Annotated in this window: 15 protein-coding genes; 7 read left to right on the forward strand and 8 right to left on the reverse strand. The window is 29.7% G+C overall.

The genetic code is table 11. The features are described 5' to 3' along the window. Positions 1 to 298: 298 nt before the first annotated feature. Complete coding sequence (gene lepA / locus ACKTTQ_RS14010) at positions 299 to 2095, forward strand: translation elongation factor 4 (RefSeq protein WP_093870131.1); 1797 nt, start codon at positions 299 to 301, stop codon at positions 2093 to 2095. A gap of 73 nt (positions 2096 to 2168) precedes the next feature. On the opposite strand, the gene ACKTTQ_RS14015 is transcribed toward lepA, so the two are convergent. From ACKTTQ_RS14015 to ACKTTQ_RS14035, 5 genes are all read right to left on the reverse strand, one after another. Further along, on the reverse strand, positions 2169 to 2933 hold the full coding sequence (locus ACKTTQ_RS14015) for a LytR/AlgR family response regulator transcription factor (protein WP_408049560.1): 765 nt from the start codon (positions 2931 to 2933) through the stop codon (positions 2169 to 2171). Positions 2934 to 2947: 14 nt separating this feature from the next. Then, the gene (locus ACKTTQ_RS14020) at positions 2948 to 3952 is read right to left on the reverse strand and encodes a sensor histidine kinase (RefSeq protein ID WP_113787568.1); all 1005 of its coding nucleotides are present in this window, start codon (positions 3950 to 3952) and stop codon (positions 2948 to 2950) included. After that, a complete protein-coding gene (locus tag ACKTTQ_RS14025; RefSeq protein WP_093870134.1) occupies positions 3933 to 4490 on the reverse strand; it encodes a hypothetical protein in 558 nt (185 codons plus the stop codon). The genes ACKTTQ_RS14020 and ACKTTQ_RS14025 overlap by 20 nt, the downstream gene beginning before the upstream one ends. A 14-nt stretch (positions 4491 to 4504) precedes the next feature. Further along, on the reverse strand, positions 4505 to 6877 hold the full coding sequence (locus ACKTTQ_RS14030; protein WP_093870135.1) for an outer membrane beta-barrel protein: 2373 nt from the start codon (positions 6875 to 6877) through the stop codon (positions 4505 to 4507). A gap of 206 nt (positions 6878 to 7083) precedes the next feature. Further along, the gene (locus tag ACKTTQ_RS14035; protein ID WP_093870136.1) at positions 7084 to 7779 is read right to left on the reverse strand and encodes a zinc metallopeptidase; all 696 of its coding nucleotides are present in this window, start codon (positions 7777 to 7779) and stop codon (positions 7084 to 7086) included. A gap of 94 nt (positions 7780 to 7873) precedes the next feature. On the opposite strand from ACKTTQ_RS14035, the gene ACKTTQ_RS14040 reads away from it, so the two are divergent. The 6 genes from ACKTTQ_RS14040 (at position 7874) to ACKTTQ_RS14065 (ending at position 12235) form a co-directional block, all read left to right on the forward strand. Then, a complete protein-coding gene (locus tag ACKTTQ_RS14040) occupies positions 7874 to 8908 on the forward strand; it encodes an asparaginase (protein ID WP_093870137.1) in 1035 nt (344 codons plus the stop codon). A 249-nt stretch (positions 8909 to 9157) separates the two neighbouring features. Then, positions 9158 to 9880 (forward strand): MotA/TolQ/ExbB proton channel family protein, encoded by a 723-nt coding sequence (locus ACKTTQ_RS14045; RefSeq protein WP_093870138.1) that lies wholly within the window; start codon positions 9158 to 9160, stop codon positions 9878 to 9880. Between the two features lie 8 nt (positions 9881 to 9888). Then, positions 9889 to 10323, forward strand: a complete 435-nt coding sequence (locus tag ACKTTQ_RS14050; protein ID WP_093870139.1) for a hypothetical protein — start codon at positions 9889 to 9891, stop codon at positions 10321 to 10323. A 6-nt stretch (positions 10324 to 10329) separates the two neighbouring features. After that, positions 10330 to 10959: an ExbD/TolR family protein gene (locus tag ACKTTQ_RS14055; RefSeq protein ID WP_093870140.1), complete on the forward strand. Its 630-nt coding sequence runs from the start codon at positions 10330 to 10332 to the stop codon at positions 10957 to 10959. Positions 10960 to 10977: 18 nt separating this feature from the next. Continuing rightward, entirely contained in the window at positions 10978 to 11448 is a 471-nt protein-coding gene (locus ACKTTQ_RS14060) for an ExbD/TolR family protein (RefSeq protein WP_093870141.1), read from the forward strand. A 124-nt stretch (positions 11449 to 11572) separates the two neighbouring features. After that, the gene (locus ACKTTQ_RS14065) at positions 11573 to 12235 is read left to right on the forward strand and encodes a porin family protein (RefSeq protein ID WP_408049561.1); all 663 of its coding nucleotides are present in this window, start codon (positions 11573 to 11575) and stop codon (positions 12233 to 12235) included. On the opposite strand, the gene ACKTTQ_RS14070 is transcribed toward ACKTTQ_RS14065, so the two are convergent. From ACKTTQ_RS14070 to asnS, 3 genes are all read right to left on the reverse strand, one after another. Beyond that, positions 12230 to 12829, reverse strand: coding sequence for a hypothetical protein (locus ACKTTQ_RS14070; protein WP_408049562.1), 600 nt, complete (start codon positions 12827 to 12829; stop codon positions 12230 to 12232). The genes ACKTTQ_RS14065 and ACKTTQ_RS14070 overlap by 6 nt on opposite strands. Then, positions 12829 to 14292, reverse strand: coding sequence for an RNA polymerase factor sigma-54 (rpoN, locus tag ACKTTQ_RS14075; RefSeq protein WP_408049563.1), 1464 nt, complete (start codon positions 14290 to 14292; stop codon positions 12829 to 12831). The genes ACKTTQ_RS14070 and rpoN overlap by 1 nt, the downstream gene beginning before the upstream one ends. Positions 14293 to 14376: 84 nt before the next feature. After that, positions 14377 to 15810, reverse strand: a complete 1434-nt coding sequence (gene asnS / locus ACKTTQ_RS14080; protein WP_299135448.1) for an asparagine--tRNA ligase — start codon at positions 15808 to 15810, stop codon at positions 14377 to 14379. Between the last annotated feature and the right edge of the window lie 74 nt (positions 15811 to 15884).

A 15884-nucleotide genomic window follows, 5' to 3' on the forward strand; every position in this document is an offset into this window, starting at 1 on the left:
GTCAGTCTGTTATATATGGATATGGTGGTTGAGGGGGAAAAATATACCTATGAAAAGGAAAAAAGAATGGTGAAGGAGATAAAGAAAACATATTTTTTTAATGGAATAAATTATTATTTAGTTGTAAAATTACTTTTCAAGGTTTTATTTTCCTTGGAATAAATATAAGTAAATTTTTTACCAAAATGTAAAAAAAATTAAATAGCTCTTTTTATAGGGGACTAACTGTTAATTTTTTATTTGCTTAAGCATGTAATTAGCGTATCTTTGTCGGTCATCAGTATATAGATTTAGATACATGAAAAACATTAGAAATTTTTGCATCATTGCACACATAGATCACGGGAAAAGTACATTAGCAGATAGATTGTTAGATTATACAGGAGCAGTTACTGAACGTGAAAAGCAAGATCAATTATTAGATAATATGGATTTAGAGCGTGAGCGTGGTATAACTATTAAATCACATGCTATTCAAATGGATTATATTCATAATGGAGAGCCTTATGTTTTAAATTTAATTGATACTCCTGGGCACGTGGATTTCTCATATGAGGTATCTCGTTCTATTGCAGCATGTGAAGGAGCTTTATTAATAGTGGATGCTGCTCAAAGTATTCAAGCTCAAACAATTTCTAATTTATATTTAGCATTAGAAAATGATTTAGAAATTATACCGGTACTTAATAAGGTAGATTTACCTAGTGCAAACCCAGAAGAGGTAACTGATGATATTGTTGATTTATTAGGATGTGATCCGGAAGATGTAATTCATGCAAGTGGTAAAACTGGTTTTGGTGTAGACAATATTTTATCAGCAATAATAGATAAAATTCCTGCACCTGAAGGAAATCCTGATGCGCCTTTAAAGGCATTGATTTTCGATAGTGTTTATAATTCCTATAGAGGTATTGAAACTTATTTTAGAGTTATTGATGGTTCAATCAAAAAAAATCAGCAAATAAAGTTTGTAGCTACAGGAAAACAGTATACTGCTGATGAAGTAGGTACTCTTAAACTAGAACAAGTTGTTAAAAAAGAAGTTAATACTGGAGATGTTGGGTATTTAATAACAGGAATTAAAGCAGCAAAAGAAGTTAAAGTAGGAGATACTATTACAGATTTTGAAAACCCAACTACAGATATTATAGATGGTTTTGAGGATGTAAAACCAATGGTTTTTGCTGGTATTTATCCAGTTGATACTGAGGATTATGAAGAATTACGTAATTCAATGGAGAAATTACAACTAAATGATGCTTCGTTAGTATTTCAACCAGAAAGTTCAGCAGCATTAGGATTTGGTTTTAGATGTGGGTTCTTAGGAATGTTACATATGGAAATAATTCAAGAACGTTTAGAACGCGAGTTCAATATGACAGTTATCACTACAGTTCCTAACGTTTCTTACCATGCATATACAAAGAAAAATCCTGATGAAATTGTATTATTGAATAATCCAACTGACTTACCAGATCCGTCAAGATTGGATAGAGTAGAGGAGCCTTTTATTAAAGCAACTATAATTACAAAATCTGATTTTGTAGGTCAGGTAATGAGTTTATGTATAGAAAAGAGAGGAGAAATAGTTAATCAAACATATTTAACAACAGAAAGAGTTGAGTTAACTTTTGACATGCCTTTAGCTGAAATTGTTTTTGATTTTTATGATCGATTAAAAACAGTATCGAAAGGTTACGCTTCTTTTGATTATTCACCAATAGGAATGAGGTCTTCTAAATTGGTTCGTGTAGATATTTTATTGAATGCTCAGCCAGTAGATGCACTTTCTGCTTTATTACATGCAGATAATGCTTACACAATAGGTAAGAAAATTGTAGAGAAATTAAAAACATTAATTCCAAGACAACAATTTGATATTCCTATTCAAGCTGCCATTGGTGCAAAAGTTATAGCAAGAGAAACTACAAAAGCTTTACGTAAAGATGTAACAGCGAAATGTTATGGAGGTGATATTTCTAGAAAACGTAAATTATTAGAGAAACAGAAAAAAGGAAAGAAAAGAATGCGTCAAGTTGGTAACGTAGAAATTCCACAAGAAGCATTTATGGCTGTCTTAAAACTGAATGATTAAAAAATAATTTAGTTTAAAAATCTCAAAAACACTAACATTTGTTTTTGAGATTTTCTTTTTTATGCAGTGATTTTTACTTCTCAAGCCATTTTCTAAAATCAGAGGTTGTAGATGAGCTTGTCATTGCTTTTTCTTTTCCTCCAGTGTATGATATTAGTAGTCTGTTTTTAAAATGATTTTCAATATTCTCTATAAAATCAATACTAATAATTTGACTTCTATTTATTTTGAAAAACTTATTAGGGTTTAATTGTTGAAATATTGAACCTAAGCTTTGAGATATTGTATGTCGTTTTCCTATATTATCTGTAGCTATACAGAAGTCACCAGAGGCTTCTATTAAACTTACATTAGTAACGTTTAAAAGTTGTATTCCTTTAGCTTTTTTAATAACAAATCGTTTTTTATAGGAAGTGTTCTCTTCTTTTAATGCAGATTTAAGGTTTGATATTGTGTTAGTGTTAAGTTTGTTATAACTTCCTTTGTTGAATAAAGCTTGATATTTTTCTATTGCTTTTTTAAAATCAGATTTTGAAAAAGGCTTTAATATGTAAGCAATTCCATTGGTATTGAAAGCTTTGAATAAGTATTCGTCATGTGCAGAACAAAAAATAATAGGGCATTTTATAGTTACTTCATCAAATAAATCAAAGGATATTCCGTCTAATAATTGGATGTCGGATAAAATAAAATCATACTTGTTTTGAGTTAGTAATTTTTTTCCTTCTGAGTTAGAACGTGCTAAATCATGAACAAATTCTTCTTCAAAAGTATCATTCAGGTAATTTACTAATTTTTGATATGCAGGTATTTCGTCTTCTAGAATTAGTATTTTCATTTTAAAACATGTTGTTAGTTTTCTTCACTCAATTTGATTATTGGAATAGATATAACAAAACGACTATTGGCATTTTTGATATCTACTTTTTTGTCAGATAACAACTCATAACGAGTCTGTAAATTTTGTAATCCAGTTCCTAAACTTTCTTTGTTTAAGGTGTTAGATTTTGTGTTATTAACAGTAAGCCAGTCATTTGTTACTTTAATTTGAGTTTTTATAACTTTATTGCTAGCTTTATTATGCTTTACTACATTTTCTAATAGTGCTTGTAATGCTCCAGTTGGTATAAATTTATCTGTAATATCGCCTTCTTTTTCAATAGTAAACTTATAGTCGTTACCAAAGCGAGTTTCAATTAAAAAAATATAGTTTTCTGCAAATTGAATCTCACTTCGTAATTCCATAACTTCTGCATCTTTTGTTTGGATAAGATATCGATAGATTAACGATAAGCGATTAATATATTCTTTTGCTTTTTCTGAGTCAGAATCTATTAATGAATCTAATGTGTTTAAGTTGTTAAACAGAAAATGTGGGTCTATTTGTGAGCGTAATAGCTTTAGCTCATTTTCTTTTTGTTGTTTTTCTATTTTTAATATTTGACTTTGCCCTTCGTAGAATTTTTTGGTTAATAAAAGAGCAAAAGGAAAAGCTGTAGAGTATGTTGCGCGATCTATCATCTTAAAAAAGAAATCGACAGGCTTAGGGAATTTTGACCAATCATTATTCCCAGACCAATACCCTATAATATAATCTATTCCTGAAAAAAAAACAAGAATAAAAACTCCAAATAAAGTGAATAAGAAGTATTGTTTATTAATCATTAGCTTAGGTATTAGCCAAAAAATATATAAGAAAACAATAGAGCTAATCATGAAAATCTCTATAGGAAAATCAATAAGGTACTCTCGAAGTAATGCTTCTCTTAAATAGTAATCTCTTGCTTGCATAATAAATGAAACAATGAAATATATACTAAGAAGAATAAAATCTGATTTATTGAGTTTGGTATTCATTAATCGATTTGTTTTTGTAAAATATTATAGCATATCCAATAGCAGTAATTACATATACATAGATTAACCTTGAAGGTATAAATCTACCAAAAAATGCAATTAGAGTTGCAACTACTACAAGTATTACACCTAGTTTATTTTGTTTTAAATAATTTAAAGCTAAAAGTAATAAACCAATATTTAAAAAGTTAGGGCCAGTGGTTATAAATGGTTTCCATATTGATGGAAATTTAGAAATATGCCCTGCGAATTCATTCCGTATTTCTTGAGTAGGTTGGCTCCACCAAATAAAATCCAATACACACATTCCTATGATAGAAACTATTCCAATAATAATAACAGGAATTCCTAGGTAACTATATGTTTTTTTAGGAAATTGCCCTAGTTGAGGTATTAATAAAGTAACCCCAAGGAATAATGACCAATGAGCGAAGTCTATAGGTTTTAAGGCATATACAAATTCATTACCTTGAGCTAATAATAGTTGACCAATAGCTTCAAAAAGTAATCCGGCAATAAAAAAAGGTTTAAAGTTCATTTTGTACGAAAGTATTAATTATTATCTTGAATCCTGTTTTCTTCATCTCTAGAAGAGTTACGCTTTGATTTTTTCTTTCCAAATTTAGATCCAAAACTATAGGTTAATCGTAGTTGAATGTTCTGACGTGAACCATTACTTTCTACTTTGGCAGTTCCGTTTCCGTAATCAATTGTTCCGTTAAAACCACGGTTTAACATTTTATTAAAGCCTAGGTTAACTTTTAATTTATCATCTAAAAATTTTTTTCCAAGTGAAAAATCTAAACCAGCAAGCCAATCAACATCAATTTGTCCTTGTAAAGCTCCAGTTCCGTAATTACCACTCATTTCAAAGTTAACATCCCAAGGTAGTTTGTAGCTAGCTTGAATAAACCAAAACAAATTCCACTTTGATAAATCTACTCCATGTATTATTGAGTTGTAGCTATTTTTGTTAACTATAAAACCAGTATAACCTTCAACTCCTTTAATAAAGTTTAATGGACCGAATAATCTAAAGTTCCAATTGGTGAAGTTTTCAACATTTACTGCTTGTTGTCTAATCTGTGCGTTGCTATTATCTTGTTTAATTAAATCAAAAATAACATCATTGGTTTTACTGTAACCAACTGTAAAGAAAGGTTGCCCTTTGTAAGTTAAATTAAATTGGTAGTTATTAGTAAAGGCAGGTTTTAAGGCTGGATTTCCTTCACCAGCTGAAAAGGGGTCTAGGTAAGTAGCGAATGAATTTAAACTATTATAAGAAGGTCTTCTAATTCTATAACTATAAGATAAACTACTTCCTATTTCTTCAGTAATTTTTCTACTAATTGAAGCGCTAGGGAATAATTTACTTATAGGTCTTTTCTTTAATTCTGTAACCATTTGGCCATTTTTTAAAAAAACTGAAGTACCATCAGTGTTACTATCTTCAAAACGTAAGCCACCAGAAAAAGACCATTTTCCGTAGTTGGCATTAATTTTTGAATATATGGCGAAAATATTTTCATTAACTAAAAATTGGCTACTATTTGTTTGATCAAAGTCAAATGTTCCAGTGTTGTTTTCTAAAAATGATTTTAAATCACTATCAGTATTTACCATAGCGTATTTACTACCGATACTTAATTTAAAGTTATCAGAGAAGGTTTTGTTATAGTCAATTCTATACGTTTTAATAGTGTATTTACCATCTTGAAGATACCTACGGTCTTGAAAAGGAATTGTGCTTCCTGGAACATCTGATAACGTGTTTGTATTATCGTTTTTATAATCAATATAGTTAAAATCGATTAAAAGTTTGTCTGTGTCTGATTTGTACTCGTAATATGGGTTGATGTTAAAGTCAACTCTATCTCTATCAAAACTATTTTCTGAAAATAATATATCAGTGGTATTAGTTCTAGATATAATAGTTTTACTTGAGGCAATCCTGTCTGATTTTCTGTTATTCCATCGCCCACCAATACCTATAGAGTTTTTATCATTAATATAATAATCTAAGCTACCGCTAACTGTAAATCTATTAGGGTTATACGGTTCTTTGGTTGCTTGATCATAAGTTTCATTTCCAACGGTTCTTACTAAAAATAAATCATCTCTCCATGTTGGTTGTGAATGACTAATACTAGTTTGCCAGTTTAGTTTGTTTTTATAACTAGCTATCGAGGCTCTAGTTCCATATTCAAAACCTTCATCTTCACCAATCCATCCCATTACACTACCATGAGTTCCTAAACTAACGTTTTTCTTTAGAATAATATTTATAATAGCTCCTGACCCAGAAGCATCGTATTCGGCACCGGGTTGTTCTACGACCTCTACTTTAGAAATATTATCAGCAGGAAAATCACGTAATAAAGTGTCAACATCCATGTATTCAGTTGTTTTTCCATTAATAAGAATTCGTACGCCGCTTTTCCCAGCTATGGTAATTCCACTATTAGTTACTAAAACTCCAGGAACTTTTCGCATTACATCCTGTAAGCTAGAATTAACCATTTCAGTTTTTTCTAAATCTACAATTAATTTTTCCGCAGTTTGTTTTATAACTGGTCTTTTAGATTTAATAACTACTTCATTTAATGTTTGACTTTCTTCTTTTAAAGTGAAGTTTAAAGTTTTATTGCTGTCAAGTTTAAACTCTTTAGATTTCTCTATTTTGAAACCTAAAACAGAAATTTCAATTTGATAAGTATTAGAAGAGATGTTTTCAAATTTATAGTTACCATTTTCATCAGTAACAGTTCCTTTTGGAGTTTTGTTTCCTTTTTTTTCTTTTAAAATTACGTTAGCAAATGGAACAGTTGTGTTGTTTTGATCAATTACCTTACCGCTAATGCTATGTTGAGAAAAAGTTGTTGTTATTATAAAGAATAATAAAAGAGTAGTAGTTAAAAGTTTCATGTTAATCTTTTTTTCATTTTTACACTTCAAAAGTGCGTTGTTAATTAAAGTATTGAAATAGAAATCTGATGAATTAGGTTATTTTTCCGATGAACAGATATTCATATTCTATGAAAATAAAGACACATGAATTTTATAAATAGTTGCCTTAAAGCAAAAAAACTTCGGCATTCCCGAAGTTTTTTACAAAATTTAAAAGTTAATTATTAGTCTCTACTAGCAGCCATTAATTTCATTGCCCAATAAGCAAGCATAGCTAAAGAGCCTAAGGCAGCTACAAGATAAGTTCTTGCCGCCCATTTTAAAGCATCTTTTGATCCAGCGAATTCTTCTCTAGTGACTATATTTTTGGCTTTTAACCAAGCTAAAGCTCTATTACTTGCATCATACTCAACAGGCAGGGTAATAAAACTAAATAAAGTACTCATTCCCATTAATACAACTCCACCAGCTAAAACCCAATACCCTAAACTTGAAGCAGCACCCAAAACTAATCCTCCCATGATTAAATATTGAGAGAATCTTGAAGATACAGTTACCATTGGTACTAAATTTGAACGCATTTCTAGCCATTTATATGCTTTTGCATGTTGTACAGCGTGTCCTACTTCGTGAGCTGCAACAGCGGCCGCAGCGGCGTTACGTTGATTGTATACACCTTCACTTAAATTAACTGTTTTGTTTTTAGGGTTGTAATGATCAGTTAACATTCCTGGAGTTGATATAACTTGAACATCAAAAACACCATGATCATTCAACATTTTTTGAGCAATTTCAGCACCACTCATTCCGTTGCGCAAGCTAACTTTTGAGTATTTTTTAAACTTTTGTTTTAACGTATTGCTAATTAACGAGCTTACTAGAGCCATAACTCCAATAATTATATAATATTCTAAACCCATAATTTTAAGTTTTTTGTAATTTAATTCTTTTTAAGTTAATAAATTTACCGCATAAATTATTCCATAATATAATAACTAATAATAAAATGTCAAAATGACAAAAAAACCAAAAATACTTATTGTTTATACAGGTGGAACCATTGGTATGGTTAAAGATTATAAAACAGGAGCGTTAAGAGCATTTGATTTTAGTCAAATATCAAATAAGATACCAGAATTACAACAGTTACATTGTGATATAAAAACTATATCGTTTGATGAACCTATAGATTCATCTAATATGAACGTAAATTATTACGTAAGTATAGCTGAAATAATAGCAGATAATTACTCGATATTTGATGGTTTTGTAGTTTTAACTGGCTCGGATACTATGTCTTATACATCTTCAGCTATTAGTTTTATGTTAGAAAACCTGCAGAAGCCTGTGATTTTTACTGGTTCACAGTTGCCAATTGGAGATTTAAGAACAGATGCTAAAGAGAATTTAATAACTTCTATACAAATTGCGTCAACATTAGAAAATAATGAACCAGTAATTCAAGAAGTAGGGCTGTATTTTGAGTATAAACTATACAGAGCTAATAGAACAACAAAAATTAGTGCAGAACAATTTGAAGCATTTGCTTCTATGAATTACCCTCCGTTAGTTGAAAGTGGAGTGCACTTAAATTTTAATTATCCAATTTTATTAAGATCTAAGAATAAAGAAGAAAAGTTGATTTTTAGAAAAAAGTTAGATAATAACATTGCTATTTTGAAATTATTTCCAGGTATAACTAAAAAAGTTGTTGAAAGCTATAAGCATATTGACGGTTTAAAAGGTATAGTTTTAGAAACCTATGGTTCTGGTAATGCTCCAACTCAAAAATGGTTCCTGAATTTATTAGAAGAATTTGTAAATAATGGAATTTATATTGTAAATGTAACTCAGTGTGAAGGAGGAAGTGTTATTTTGGGACATTATGAAACAAGTTCAGATTTAAAGAGAATAGGGGTTATTGACGGGAAGGATATAACTACTGAAACTGCAGTAGCAAAAATGATGTATTTATTAGGTGAAAACTTAACAAAAGACCAATTTAAAGAATATTTTGAGTTACCACTTAGAGGAGAAATTAACAAATAAGCAAAAATGGTATGTTTTTTGTTGCTATAAATGCCTGAATACCTTGTGAAAAGACTAAAGTGGTAATGTTAATATATAAAACCGTTAATTTTTTTTTAAGAACCAACATTTTTTTGTTACTTGCCACTCTAAAAATGAAAAAATACGATAAGTGTAACTAAATATGCCACTTATTAGTTTTTTTATATTAAAATTACAGTAAAATTTGTATTTTTAACTCGTTAACTATTTAAAATTAATTATAACAAAATGAAGAAAGTAGTAAATATCCTAACTATTGCAGGATTTATGTTTTTAGGAGCTATTCAATCAACTCAAGCTCAGGAAGCAGCTAAAAAAAGTGAAGGTTTTCGTCAAGAATTAAAACAACGTTTTATTGAAGGAGATCCTGGGTTTATGGGAATTGTATTGGTAGCTTTAATTTTAGGTTTAGCAATTGCAATTGAAAGAATTATTTATTTAAACATGGCTACAACTAATACTAAAAAGTTAGTTGCTAATGTTGATGAAGCATTAAGTTCAGGTGGAGTTGAAGCTGCTAAAGAAGTATGTAGAAATACTAAAGGGCCAGTTGCTTCTATCTTTTATCAAGGTTTAGAAAGAGCTGATGAAGGTATTGACGCTGCTGAAAAAGCTGTTGTTGGATATGGTGGAGTACAAATGGGATTATTAGAGAAAAATATTTCTTGGTTATCTTTATTTATAGCTTTAGCACCGATGTTAGGATTTATGGGAACTGTAATTGGAATGATTACTGCATTTGATTCAATTGCTGTATCGAATGATATTTCTCCTGCAGTAGTAGCTGTTGGTATTAAACAAGCACTTTTAACAACTGTATTTGGATTAGTAGTAGCAATTATCTTACAGATTTTTTACAATTATATTGTTTCTAAAGTAGATAATATTGTAAACAACATGGAAGACGCTTCTATTTCTTTAATCGATTTGTTAGCTAAGTACAAAAAATAATTTTTCTTATGAACGGAAAAGTATTAAATATATTAATAGCTATCATTGCAATAATAGGAATCGTATTATTTGTAATGGTAGGTATGGCAGAGGAAGCTTCAGAAAGTTTGAGCTCTGCAACATCGACAATCGTAGATTATTCTTTAACCTTGTTAATTGCAGCAGTTGTAATTTCTGTTGTTTTATCAATCTTAAGTTTGCTACGTAATCCAGAAGCATTAAAAAAGACATTATTAGGACTTGTAGTATTAGGAGTTTTATTTGCTGTGTCTTATTTTTCTTCTTCTGATGCGGCTGTTATAGGAACTAGTAATGAATTATTAGCACCTCAAGGTGATACTTCTAAGTGGTCAGGAACAGGATTAATATTCAGCTACATATTATTAGTTGTAGGTGGAGTGTTTTTTGTTTGGGATTTATTGAAAGGATTAATTAAAGCATAATATACTATGGCAAGAAGAGAAAACCCAGAAATTAATGCAGGTTCGATGGCAGATATTGCCTTCTTGCTACTTATCTTTTTCCTTGTAACAACTACGATGGATGTTGATTCAGGTGTTTCTAAGAAATTAGCTGAAAAACCTCCAATAGATTTTAAACCACCTATTATTAAGGAGAAAAATATTTTTGAGATTAGTATAAACCGTAATAACGATCTTTTTGTAGAAGGAGAGATTATGGAGTTAAAAGATCTTAGAAAGGCTACAATAGCTTTTATAGATAATGGTGGAGGAGAAGGTAAAGAAGAAAATGGTGTGAAAACTGGTCCTTGTACATATTGTAAAGGGGAAAGAGATCCAGAATCTTCTGATCATCCTAACAAAGCTATTATTTCTGTAGAGAGTGATAGAGGTACGGAATATGGTACTTATGTTTCTGTACAAAATGAATTGTTAGCTGCTTATTCAGAATTACGTAATCGATTATCACAAGAAAAATATGGTATGAGCTTTACTGAACTTGAAAAAGCATTTAAAGATAGTGCAAGAAAAGATGAATCATTAAGGAAAAAAGTTAAGGATATTAAGAATAGTTATCCTCAAGTTATTTCTGATACTGATCCAACAAGTGTTCAATAGTAATTAAAAGCAAGAATTATGTCTAAATTTAGAAAAAAGAAAAAAGGCTTACCAGCTTTGTCAACGGCATCTTTACCAGATATTGTTTTTATGTTATTATTCTTTTTCATGGTAACAACTACTATGAGAGAAACTAGCTTGCTGATTGAAGCACCACGTTTACCTAGTGCTTCAGAGGTTAAAAAATTAGAGCGTAAGAGTTTAGTAAGTACTATTTATGTTGGTAAAGCTAAAGATACTAAATATGGAACTGGATTTGATAAAATTCAATTAAATGATAAGATATCTACAGCTGCTGATGTACCTTCTTTTATAATTAATGAAAGAAGTAAAGTTTCTGAAGCTGAAGTTCCTTTTATGACAACTTCAATTAAAGCTGATAAAGAATCTAGCGTAGGTACGTTAGCTGATATTCGTGAAAAGTTAAGAGATGTTAATGCTCTTAAATTAAGTTTATCTACTCACAAAGGAAGTGCTATAAGAAAATAATGTAAATTATTTATAATTATACAAAAGTGCAATCAATTCTGATTGCACTTTTTTTATACAATAGCTTTATATTTATACGATTTTTATTAAATGAGAGTTTTATTATCATATAATTTCTAAGTAAATGAAAAAAATATTTATAATACTATTTTTTATACTTTGTAATAACCTTTATAGTCAAAAGGATTCATTAGATATTGGAGACAAGTATTTAGAGGATCAATTGTATATTAATCTTAGTTATAATGTATTGTATAAACAACCAAAAGAAGTAAGTTCAAGTAAGTTTTCTTATGGAATTTCAGGAGGTTATATAAAAGATATTCCTATTGTTACTAATGGAAAGTTAGCTTTTGGTGTCGGTCTAGGTTATGGCTTTGATTCTTTTAATCACGGTGTTAAAGTATCACAAGTTAGTTCAAAAGACTTTCTTGAGTCAATTCCTAATAATAAATTACGAATTCATAATATTGAAATGCCTTTGCAGTTTAGGATACGATCTTCAGAGGTTAATAAATATTCTTTTTGGAGAATTTATGTAGGTGTTAAAATAACATACAATTTAAATAATAAGTTTAGTTATGTTACTAACGGTACCACTGTTAATTTTAGTAATATTGATTCCTTTAATAAATGGCAAACAGGACTTACCATTTCTGCTGGGTATGGTACATTTAATTTTTATGCGTATTACGGTTTAACTCCTATTTTTAAAGATACTATGATAAATAATATACCTATTAACACCAAAATATTTAAATTAGGATTAAGTTTTTATCTGTTATAATAAAAAGTATACAATAAATTGAGAGGTAAAACCTAAAAAGAAGCCTGTATACACCTCTTTTGGGGTATGTGCTTTTAAATACAGTCTTGATGTTGCTAAAAGCCCAGAAAGAATAATAAAAATGATAATTATTGGTAGTATATTAATACCATGTATTACTTGAAATATTAAAAAATAACCTACAGCTCCTCCCATAGAAAGTAAGTGTAAACTAGATTTCAAACGTGTAAAAAATAAAAAATAGGTAATGGTTAATCCTAATACTATACCGTAAAAAAGGTAACTTAAATCTTTAACAATATTTAGTTTTTGAAATAATTCGGCTAAAAAGAAAAGTAATGCTATCATAAAAAATAAAGGAACCTTTCTTTCTTTAATACTAAATACTTGGTACGATTTTATATATCCTATTGCCTTTAGAAACACTAATAATAGTAGCGGAACAATATAAGTTGAAATAAAGACAATGCTGAGTATAGTTAACTGTTGCTGGCTGCTCAAATTAATTGGAGAAAAAATAAAATACAATAGAATTCCAATAGTAGGCATTACTATTGGATGTAAAATTGTTGATATAAATTTGTGCCAGCGCATTAAATTTCTTTTCGTAAACGAGCAACAGGAATGTCTAATTGTTCTCTATATTTAGCAACTGTTCTTCTTGCTATCGGATATCCTTTTTCTTTAAGAAGTTTAGATAGTTTCTCATCAGTAAGAGGCTTTCTTTTTTCTTCTTCAGCAATAACAGTCTCCAAAATTTTCTTTATTTCACGAGTTGAAACATCTTCTCCTTGATCATTTTTCATAGATTCGGAAAAGAACTCCTTAATTAATTTTGTTCCGTAAGGAGTTGTAACATATTTACTATTTGCTACCCTTGATACCGTTGAAACATCCATGTTAATTTCATCAGCAATATCTTTTAAAATCATAGGTTTCAATTTCCTTTCATCACCAGTTAAAAAATATTCTTCCTGATAATGCATAATAGAACTCATAGTTATTAAAAGTGTTTGTTGACGTTGTTTAATTGCATCAATAAACCATTTTGCAGCATCAAGTTTTTGTTTGATAAACATTACTGCATCTTTTTGTTCCTTACTTTTTTCTTTAGAATCACTATATCCTTTTAACATGTTATTGTACTCACGAGATACATGTAGTTCAGGAGCATTACGAGAGTTTAGTGTAAGTTCCAAAATACCTTCAATAATTCTAATTGTGAAATCAGGAACAATTTGCTCAGCAATTTTATTATTACCAGCATACGAACTACCAGGTTTAGGATTTAATTTACCAATTTCAGTAATAACATCTTTTAGTTTTTCTTCAGTAATATCAAACTTTTCAAGAAGTTTTTTATAATGCTTTTTAACAAAGTGATCAAAAGCATCTTCAAGTATTTTAATAGCTAAATCTCTATTTTCTTTCTCTGTTTTTGACTTTAATTGGATAACTAAACAATCTTTTAAGTTTAAAGCACCTACACCAATAGGATCTAATTTTTGAACAACATTAATTAATACGTGGTTTACTTTTTCTTCAGTAGTAAAAACGTTTTGGGTAAATGCTAAATCATCAACCAAATCTATAATTTCTCTTCTTATATAACCACTATCATCTATACTACCAACTAAAAACTCAGCAATAGCTTTTTCCTCTTCATCAATTCTAAATGTATTGAGTTGATTTTTCAAAGATTGGTGAAATGTTGTTCCTGCTGCATAAGGAACTTGTTTGTCTTCATCGTCTGATGAGTAATTATTTGCTTGAGTTTTGTAACTAGGGTATTCATCATCACTTAAATACTCATCTATGTTTATATCTTGAGCATCTATTTTTTCATTACCAGCATCATCATAATCAGTATCATTGGCAAGTGTGTCTTCAAAATTTTCAACCTCTTCTTTGCCCGTATCTAACGCAGGGTTTTCTTCTATCTCTTGTTTTAAACGTTCTTCAAATGCCTGAGTAGGTAATTGGATTAGTTTCATCAGCTGAATTTGCTGAGGAGATAGTTTTTGAAGTAATTTGTGATGTAAACTTTGTTTTAGCATAAATACAAATATATGAATTCAGGCAAAATAAAATCGCCATTCTTTGAGGAATGACGATTGTTTTATATAAGTTTTATGATTTTTTTAAAATTCTGCGTTCTGTGGCGTCCTTGGAAAAGGAATTACATCTCTAATATTACTCATTCCGGTAGTGAATAAAACTAAACGCTCAAAACCTAAACCAAATCCAGAGTGAACAGCAGTACCAAATTTACGAGTATCTAAATACCACCATAATTCTTTTTCATCAATATTTAATGCAGCCATTTTTTCTTTTAATACGTCTAAACGTTCTTCACGCTGAGCTCCACCAACTATTTCTCCAATACCAGGGAAAAGAACATCCATAGCTCTAACAGTTTTTCCATCTTCATTTAAGCGCATATAAAAAGCTTTAATGTCAGCAGGATAATCAAATAAAATCACTGGACATTTAAAGTGTTTTTCAACTAAAAAACGCTCATGTTCAGATTGTAAATCGGCACCCCATTCATTTATTGGGAATTGGAATTTCTTTTTCTTATTAGGTTTAGAGTTACGCAAAATATCAATAGCTTCTGTATAGCTTACTCTTTTGAAATTATTATCAACAACAAATCTTAATTTTTCTAGTAAACTCATATCGCTTCGTTGAGCTTGTGGCTTACTTTTTTCTTCTTGAGTTAGTCGTTGGTCTAAAAATGCTAAATCATCTTCACAGTGTTCTAGAACATACCCTAAAACAGATTTAATGAAATCTTCAGATAAATCCATATTACCATCTAAATCCATAAAAGCAACTTCAGGTTCAATCATCCAAAATTCAGCTAAATGACGTGTAGTATTTGAGTTTTCAGCTCTAAATGTAGGACCAAAAGTATATACTTTACCTAAAGCCATGGCGTAAGTTTCTGCTTCTAACTGACCAGATACAGTTAAGTTAGTTTCTTTACCAAAAAAATCTTGTTTATAATCTATTTGTCCTTCTTCATTTAAAGGAGCTTTATTTGCTTCGAAATTTGTTACTTTAAACATTTCTCCAGCACCTTCAGCATCTGATCCTGTAATGATTGGTGTGTTAACATAATTAAATCCGTTGTCTTGGAAATATTTATGTACTGCAAAAGATAGCTTAGAACGTACTCTCATTACAGCACTAAATGTGTTGGTTCTAACACGTAAATGTGCATTTTCACGTAAAAACTCTAAACTATGTTTTTTAGGTTGAATAGGGTATTCATCAGGATTAGAATCTCCAAGAATTTCTAAATTAGTTACATTAATTTCAACCTTTTGTCCTTTACCCTGGCTTTCAACAAGAGTACCAGTTATACTAACGGCAGCACTTGTAGTAATTCTTTTTAATAAAGCCTCATTAGTATTTTCAAAATCTACTACACATTGAATATTATTTATAGTAGAACCATCATTTAAAGCAATAAAACGATTGCTTCTAAAGGTTCTAACCCATCCTTTTACATGTACTTCATGTAAAAACTTATCCGACTGTAATAGTTCTTTTACGCTACTTCTGTTCATTATTTCTTAAATTCTTGTATAAAAACAAGCAAATATACTTTTTTGCAATAAGATGAGCAATGATATTTTGAATA

Source organism: Tenacibaculum halocynthiae (genome assembly GCF_964512825.1).
GTDB classification, from domain to species: Bacteria; Bacteroidota; Bacteroidia; order Flavobacteriales; family Flavobacteriaceae; genus Polaribacter; species Polaribacter halocynthiae.

What these genes read in the sequence shown, in the direction of transcription:
- lepA (WP_093870131.1), top strand. Translation starts at nt 299, where the DNA reads ATGAAAAACATTAGAAATTTTTGCATCATTGCACACATAGATCACGGG.
- ACKTTQ_RS14015 (WP_408049560.1), bottom strand. Translation starts at nt 2,933, where the DNA reads ATGAAAATACTAATTCTAGAAGACGAAATACCTGCATATCAAAAATTA.
- ACKTTQ_RS14020 (WP_113787568.1), bottom strand. Translation starts at nt 3,952, where the DNA reads ATGAATACCAAACTCAATAAATCAGATTTTATTCTTCTTAGTATATAT.
- ACKTTQ_RS14025 (WP_093870134.1), bottom strand. Translation starts at nt 4,490, where the DNA reads ATGAACTTTAAACCTTTTTTTATTGCCGGATTACTTTTTGAAGCTATT.
- ACKTTQ_RS14030 (WP_093870135.1), bottom strand. Translation starts at nt 6,877, where the DNA reads ATGAAACTTTTAACTACTACTCTTTTATTATTCTTTATAATAACAACA.
- ACKTTQ_RS14035 (WP_093870136.1), bottom strand. Translation starts at nt 7,779, where the DNA reads ATGGGTTTAGAATATTATATAATTATTGGAGTTATGGCTCTAGTAAGC.
- ACKTTQ_RS14040 (WP_093870137.1), top strand. Translation starts at nt 7,874, where the DNA reads ATGACAAAAAAACCAAAAATACTTATTGTTTATACAGGTGGAACCATT.
- ACKTTQ_RS14045 (WP_093870138.1), top strand. Translation starts at nt 9,158, where the DNA reads ATGAAGAAAGTAGTAAATATCCTAACTATTGCAGGATTTATGTTTTTA.
- ACKTTQ_RS14050 (WP_093870139.1), top strand. Translation starts at nt 9,889, where the DNA reads ATGAACGGAAAAGTATTAAATATATTAATAGCTATCATTGCAATAATA.
- ACKTTQ_RS14055 (WP_093870140.1), top strand. Translation starts at nt 10,330, where the DNA reads ATGGCAAGAAGAGAAAACCCAGAAATTAATGCAGGTTCGATGGCAGAT.
- ACKTTQ_RS14060 (WP_093870141.1), top strand. Translation starts at nt 10,978, where the DNA reads ATGTCTAAATTTAGAAAAAAGAAAAAAGGCTTACCAGCTTTGTCAACG.
- ACKTTQ_RS14065 (WP_408049561.1), top strand. Translation starts at nt 11,573, where the DNA reads ATGAAAAAAATATTTATAATACTATTTTTTATACTTTGTAATAACCTT.
- ACKTTQ_RS14070 (WP_408049562.1), bottom strand. Translation starts at nt 12,829, where the DNA reads ATGCGCTGGCACAAATTTATATCAACAATTTTACATCCAATAGTAATG.
- rpoN (WP_408049563.1), bottom strand. Translation starts at nt 14,292, where the DNA reads ATGCTAAAACAAAGTTTACATCACAAATTACTTCAAAAACTATCTCCT.
- asnS (WP_299135448.1), bottom strand. Translation starts at nt 15,810, where the DNA reads ATGAACAGAAGTAGCGTAAAAGAACTATTACAGTCGGATAAGTTTTTA.